4 protein-coding genes are annotated in these 6613 nt (G+C 68.7%); 1 reads left to right on the top strand and 3 read right to left on the bottom strand.

Annotation, left to right across the window (positions count from 1 at the left end; all coding sequences use genetic code 11):
* From FED44_RS32955 to FED44_RS32945, 3 genes are all read right to left on the bottom strand, one after another.
* A partial coding sequence (locus FED44_RS32955; RefSeq protein ID WP_138463110.1) for an extracellular catalytic domain type 1 short-chain-length polyhydroxyalkanoate depolymerase occupies window positions 1-1159 on the bottom strand: 1159 nt, incomplete at its 3' end.
* Between the two features lie 141 nt (window positions 1160-1300).
* On the bottom strand, window positions 1301-2698 hold the full coding sequence (locus FED44_RS32950) for an extracellular catalytic domain type 1 short-chain-length polyhydroxyalkanoate depolymerase (RefSeq protein ID WP_167521660.1): 1398 nt from the start codon (window positions 2696-2698) through the stop codon (window positions 1301-1303).
* A gap of 201 nt (window positions 2699-2899) precedes the next feature.
* The gene (locus FED44_RS32945; RefSeq protein ID WP_244302465.1) at window positions 2900-4048 is read right to left on the bottom strand and encodes a lectin; all 1149 of its coding nucleotides are present in this window, start codon (window positions 4046-4048) and stop codon (window positions 2900-2902) included.
* An 832-nt stretch (window positions 4049-4880) separates the two neighbouring features.
* Here FED44_RS32945 and FED44_RS32940 point away from each other — a divergent pair.
* A complete protein-coding gene (locus tag FED44_RS32940) occupies window positions 4881-6401 on the top strand; it encodes an endo-1,4-beta-xylanase (RefSeq protein ID WP_138463109.1) in 1521 nt (506 codons plus the stop codon).
* Window positions 6402-6613 lie beyond the last annotated feature (212 nt).

Genomic DNA, 6613 nt, shown 5'->3' with positions numbered 1-6613 from the left:
GGCACTTGTTGCCGTAGACGCGGATCTCATCGGCCGAGGTGGACGACCAGGTCTGGTTGGTCTGGCCGTTGCAGTCCCACAGCTGCACCTGGGTGCCGTCGGTCTGGGTGGCGCCGGGTACGTCCACGCAGCGGCCGGAGGCCACACCCTTGATCGCCCCGCTGCCCCCGCCGGAGGTCGGGGTCGTCGACGGCGTCACCGTCGGCGTCACGGTGGGGGTGACGGTCGGCGTCGCGGACGGGGAGGTGCTCGGCGCGTCGAGGCCGAAGAACCGGATCGCGTAGATCCCCATGCCCTGGTGCGGCAGGTCGTGACCGGCGCCGGAGATGGTGTACGCCTCGACCTGACCCGAGCCGAAGCGCCGCCGGGTCCAGCCGGACTGCGGGGTGTCAGTGGAGGCGGGCGTCTGGCTGATGCCCCACACGTTCGTCCACTGGTCGACCTCCTCCTGCAGCATGCTGTAGTTCAGCACCGAGTCGTTGGTGCCGTGCCACGCCTGCACGCGCGGCCGGGGCCCGGTGTAGCCCGGGTAGGCGTTGCGGGCCAGGTCACCCCACTGCTGCGGCGTCTTGTCGCCGCACCCGGCCGGGCCGAGGCAGCCGTAGGGGACGCCCGAGAACGGCGCGCCGGCCTTGAACACGTCGGGGTAGGTGGCGAGCAGGTTGTTGGTCTCCATCGCGCCCGAGGAGAAGCCGGTGGCGAACACCCGCTGCGGGTCGCCGTTGTAGCGCTGCTGGACGTAGTTCACCATCGACACGATCGAGCCCGGGTCACTGCCGCCGCCGTGGCGCAGCGACTCGTTCGACCACACGTCGAAGCAGTTCGACATGCCGTTGGCGCTCTTGTTCGCCTGGGGATAGATGACGACGAAGCCGTACCTGTCGGCGAGCGAGGCGAACTCGGTGCCCTGGTAGAAGCCCTGCGCCCAGCCGTTGCAGCCGTGCATCGCCACCAGGATCCCCGGCCTGGCCGCCACGTTGTTGGGGACGTACAGGAACATCCGGATGTTGCCGGGGTTGGAGCCGAAGTTCGTCACCTCTGTCAGCGTCGCCGCCGACGCTCCCGGCACCGGTCCCACGAGCATGGACAGCGCCGTGACCACCGCCGTGAGTGCGGCGGCGAGGGCGGTGCCGACGAGTTTCCTGAGATGTCGTCTCATCGTTCTGCTCTTTCTGAGGGGTTCTTTCGGGGGTTCTTGCGGGAGTTTTCAGGGGTTCTTCAGAGGTCGTCCGGGGGAGTCGTCCGAAGGGCCCCGGCGCGGCGGGCACGCCGCACCGGGGGGATCCCTTCGCATCCGGGACTATCTGCTCCAGGTCCACTTCTGGTTGGTGCCGCCGTGGCAGCTGTAGAGCTGGAGCTTGGTGCCGTTGGCGGTGGCGGCTCCGGAGGCGTCGATGCACAGGCCGGACTGGACGCCGGTGATGCTGCCGTCGGAGTTGACGCGCCACTTCTGGTTGGTGCCGCCGTGGCAGGAGTAGATCTGGATCTTGGCGCCGTTGCCGGTGCCGCCGGCGTCCAGGCACTTGTTGCCGTAGACGCGGATCTCACTGGCCGAGGTGGACGACCAGGTCTGGTTGGTCTGGCCGTTGCAGTCCCACAGCTGCACCTGGGTGCCGTCGGTCTGGGTGGCGCCGGGTACGTCCACGCAGCGGCCGGAGGCCACACCCTTGATCGCCCCGCTGCCCCCGCCGGACGTGGGAGTCGTCGACGGCGTCACCGTCGGCGTCACGGTGGGGGTGACGGTCGGCGTCGCGGACGGGGAGGTGCTCGGCGCGTCGAGGCCGAGGAAGGAGATGGCGTAGGCGAGCTGGCCGCTCATGGGGAGCTGGTGGCCGACGCCGGAGATGCTGATGCCCTCGACGGTGGCCTGGGTGCCGGTGTTGCCGTACCGGGTGCGGGTCCAGGAGGACTGGGGGTGGTCGGTGAAGGCGGGGGTCTGGCTCAACCCGTTGAGGTTGGTCCACTGCTTGATCTCTTCACCGAAGTTGTTGTAGTGCAGGGTGGTGTCGGTGGTGCCGTGCCACAGCTGCATGCGGGGGTAGCGGCCGGTGTATCCGGGGTACATGGCGCGGGCCTGGTCGCCCCACTGCTGGGCGGTCTTGGTGATCTGCCCGCCGGAGCACTGGCTGTTCCACAGGGAGCCGTCGTTGGTGGCGAAGCAGCCGGCGGGGACGCCGGAGAAGGCGGAGGCGGCGGAGAACACGTCGGGGTATTCGGCGGCCAGGACGTTGGTCATCATGGCGCCGGAGGAGAAGCCGCTGACCACGATGCGGCCGGGGTCGACGTTGTAGCGCTGGCGGGTGTAGTTGACCATGGCCATGATGCCGGTGGAGTCGCTGCCGCCGTCGCGGCGCAGTGCGGCGGGGGTGGAGACGTCGAAGCAGGATCCGCTGCGGGTGGCTTCGGGGACCACGATGATGTAGCCGTAGCGGTCGGCGGCGGTGACGTAGTCGTGGCCGTTGCCGTTGAAGATGCCGCTGGCCGAGCCGCTGCAGTAGTGGACCAGGACGAGCAGGGCGGGGCGGGCGGCGACCCGGTCGGGGACGTAGAGGTACATGTTGAGGTTGGTCGGGTTGGTGCCGAACCCGGTGATGCGGGTCAGCGTGGCGGCCGCGGCGGGGTGGGCGGCCAGCAGCATGCCGACGAGTACCAGGGGCAACGAGACGGCGGCCAGCAGGGATCTGAGCCTTCGTTTCACGCGAAGTCCTTTCGTTGTCGAAGTGGTGACCCGTCGGCGCGGCGTCCGGGCGGCGGTGCCGGAGGCCGGCCGCTACTCGTGATCAGGGCGCTTGGGGTGGAGGGGACCGCTGGGGGACATGACGGGCGGCGCCCGCGGGGGCCGCTGCGGGGCGGGCCTACGCCGGGGCGGCCGGTCCGGCCGCCCCGGCGGGGTCCTCGATCAGACGCGGGTCCAGCGCTGGTTGCTCTGCCCGTTGCAGGACCAGATCTGGAGCTTCACGCCGTTGGCGGTGGAGTAGTTGGGTGCGTCGAGGCACTTGTTGGCTCCGACCGCGGTGATGCTGCCGTCACTGTTGAAGCGCCACTTCTGGTTGTTCTGTCCGTTGCAGTCCCAGATCTGCACCGCGGCTCCGTCGGCGGTGCTCATGTTGGCCACGTCGAGGCACTTGTTGCCGTACACGCGCAGTTCGCCGGAGCTGGTGGGAGTCCAGCTCTGGTTGGACTGTCCGTTGCAGTCCCAGATCTGCACCTGGGTGCCGCTGGTCTGCGACGCGTTGGGGACGTCCACGCACCTGCCCGAAGCGACTCCCTTGATCGCACTGGGACCGGCACTGGGGCTGGTGCTCGGGCTGGTGCTGGGGGTCGCGCTGGGGCTCGGGCTGGACCCCTGGCCGAGGCTGCCCGGGACCGACTGGAGGGCGGCGTACCAGGCGGCGGCCATCTTGTCGTAGCCGTTCGCGGTGGGGTGGATGCCGTCGATGAGGTCGCCGGTGGTGAGCTTGCTGTGCATGTCGACCAGGTGGACGTGCTTGCCGCTGTTGACCTTCGACTGCACGATGCCGGGGACGGCGGCGTTGAAGGTGCGGGCGGCCGACTCCTGGCCGGAGTTCGACAGCGGGATGATCGTGGCGACGAACACCTCGGCGTTGGGCGCGGCCGAGGTGATGTGGTCGATCAGGGTGGACAGCCGCTGGGGGGCGGAGGAGACGTTGTAGTTCTGCAGCACGTCGTTGGTGCCGATGTGCAGCAGCACGGTGCGGGGGGTGTAGCTGCGCAGCCAGCCGGTGATGTTGGCGTCGATCTGGTCGATCCGCCAGCCGGGGTGGCCCTCGTGGTCGTGGTCGCCCAGGTTGCCCGGCCCGTTGTACTGCGAGCCGACGAAGTCCACGGTGTAGCGGCCGGCGGCCAGGCGCTGCCACAGCCCGATCCGGTACCCGCCCGGCACCTGGGTGCCCTCGGTGATCGAGTCACCCAGCGGCATCACCCGAACCCCGCCGTTGGACTCCGCGCTCGCGGCGCCCGCCCCCAGCACCGCGCCCGACGCCGCCATGGCCACGGTCAGGAGCGGTACGGCCAGCCATCGGCTCATCGACTTCCGCGCACGCGACCAGCGCGGACGATGGATTATTTCTGTTATCGCTAACATTTTTGTACCCAGCTTTCTCAGGGGGCGAACGCCGTGAAGTGGTGGCTCTGCGGCCGAACATGATCGGGGTGGCCGGGCCGGCCCGTCGTACGGGCCGCACCGCTGCGAGGAGTCACGGGCCGGCCGATCCGGCTCCTCCCGCTCTGTACGGGCGACCTCCCATCGAAAGCGACGGCGAGGGGAGGCCGCGGAGGGAGGTGGTGTGTCCATCCGGGGTCTCGCGTCGCTCGGGCCGCGTGGTGCGCTTTCAAGACGAGATGCTGTTAACGTTAACAACTACCTGGGGCTCCAGGCTCCCTTCTCCCTTCGGTGCGCTAAGTGGTGGTGGGGCGGAGCAAAGCCGAGGTGGCGAGACGGAGTCAAGGACCCGCGGTCTCGCGTACGGGGCGTGCGACGACGGGGACGGGCCCAGCAGGTCTTATGTCGTACGTCTCACCGGTGCGCAGGGGATGTGTGATGAAACTTTCAGGCATTCCGGCCGGGCCGGAGGCGACGGCCCGCCGAGACGTTTCGGGAGACCGGGGCGGATGCCGGCGGGGTGCGACACCGCCGGGCGAGGGCCGGTCGTTCCGAAAGTTTCACTAAAGTCTTGACATGTTTCGGCGGGGTTTCCACACTGAGTCCCCGAGGCGATCTCCTGCCTGATGGTGGTGCACAGGCGGGAGGCCGTCCGCGACGCCCCCGGTGGTGTGCGCTCCCGATCGATGGAGCGCGGCGTCGATTCGCGACTCTACTCGCCTCTTTCCCTTCCCGTTCCAGTTATGGAGGCTCAGGCATGGGCGAACGCCCCAATTCCCGGCCTGGAACCCGGCAGTCCTTCACAGGGCTGCGCCGGGTTCTGGCCGTCGGTGCTCTCGGTGTGCTCGGCGCGGTCACGGCGTTCGCGGCGGCTTCGGCCCCCGCCGACGCGGCGGCCAGCACGCTGGGCGCGGCGGCGGCGCAGAGCGGCCGTTACTTCGGCACCGCGATCGCCTCGGGCAAGCTCGGCGACTCGCAGTACACGACCATCGCGAACCGTGAGTTCAACATGGTGACCGCCGAGAACGAGATGAAGATCGACGCGACCGAGCCGAACCGCGGTCAGTTCAACTTCTCCGCCGGCGACCGGGTCTACAACTGGGCCGTGCAGAACGGCAAGCGGGTGCGTGGTCACACGCTGGCCTGGTACTCCCAGCAGCCGGGTTGGATGCAGTCGCTGTCGGGCAGCAGCCTGCGGCAGGCGATGATCGACCACATCAACGGGGTCATGTCCCACTACAAGGGCAAGATCGCCTACTGGGACGTCGTCAACGAGGCGTTCGCCGACGGCAACTCCGGTGGCCGGCGCGACTCCAACCTGCAGCGGACGGGCAACGACTGGATCGAGGTGGCCTTCCGCACCGCGCGGAACGCCGACCCGGCCGCCAAGCTCTGCTACAACGACTACAACATCGACAACTGGTCCTGGGCCAAGACGCAGGGCGTCTACAACATGGTCAAGGACTTCAAGCAGCGCGGCGTGCCGATCGACTGCGTCGGCCTGCAGTCGCACTTCAACAGCAACAGCCCGTACAACAGCAACTACCGCACCACGATCTCCAGCTTCGCCGCGCTCGGTGTCGACGTGGCGATCACCGAGCTGGACATCCAGGGCGGCTCGGCGCAGACCTACGCGAGCGTGGTCAACGACTGTCTCGCGGTGGCGCGGTGCGTCGGCATCACCGTGTGGGGCGTCCGTGACAGCGACTCCTGGCTCGGCGCGAACACCAGCCCGCTGCTGTTCGACGGCAACGGCAACAAGAAGGCCGCCTACACCTCGGTCCTCAACGCCCTCAACTCCGCCCCCACCGTCTCGCCCTCCCCGCCGGTGAGCCCCAGCGCGAGTCCTTCGGGGAGCCCCAGCGCGACTCCGACGGTGAGCCCGACCAGTGGCGGCAACGGGGCGATCCGGGGCGTGGCCTCCGGTCGCTGCATCGACGTGCCCAACGCCAGCCAGAACGACGGCACGCAGGTGCAGCTGTACGACTGCAACGGTCAGAGCAACCAGACCTGGTCGTCCACGTCCTCCGGTGAGATCCGGGTCTACGGCAACAAGTGCCTGGACGCGGCCGGCACGGGCAACGGCGCCGCAATCCAGATCTACTCCTGCTGGGGCGGGGACAACCAGAAGTGGCGGGTGAACTCCGACGGCAGCATCCAGGGCGTCCAGTCCAACCTGTGCCTCGACGCCGTCGGAGCCGGCACCGGCAACGGCACCAAGCTCCAGCTCTACAGCTGCCACGGCGGCAACAACCAGAAGTGGACCTGGAACAGCTAGGCGAGTTCCTCCGCTGACTCTCCTTCTCTCCTGGTGGTGAAAGAAGGCCTCCGGCACGGCGCACGCCGCCGTACCGGAGGCCTTCGCTTGTTGTGGGCGGAGTGATCGGGAAGACCTCGCCGAGGCCGCCGGAGCGCACGGCTCACGCTGGGCGATGATGTAAATTTCAGCCATTACCGCCCTTCTGGCGGGCTGGCCGGCTCGAAAATTTC

Origin of the sequence: Microbispora triticiradicis (assembly GCF_005864065.1) — a bacterium.
Classification (GTDB): domain Bacteria; phylum Actinomycetota; class Actinomycetes; order Streptosporangiales; family Streptosporangiaceae; genus Microbispora; species Microbispora triticiradicis.
Note: the sequence above shows the minus strand (reverse complement) of the source record. Positions and strands in the feature narration are given on the sequence as shown.

Excerpts from the sequence above, each read along its gene's own strand:
- FED44_RS32945 (WP_244302465.1), bottom strand. The coding sequence starts at position 4,048 with ATGAGCCGATGGCTGGCCGTACCGCTCCTGACCGTGGCCATGGCGGCG.
- FED44_RS32940 (WP_138463109.1), top strand. The coding sequence starts at position 4,881 with ATGGGCGAACGCCCCAATTCCCGGCCTGGAACCCGGCAGTCCTTCACA.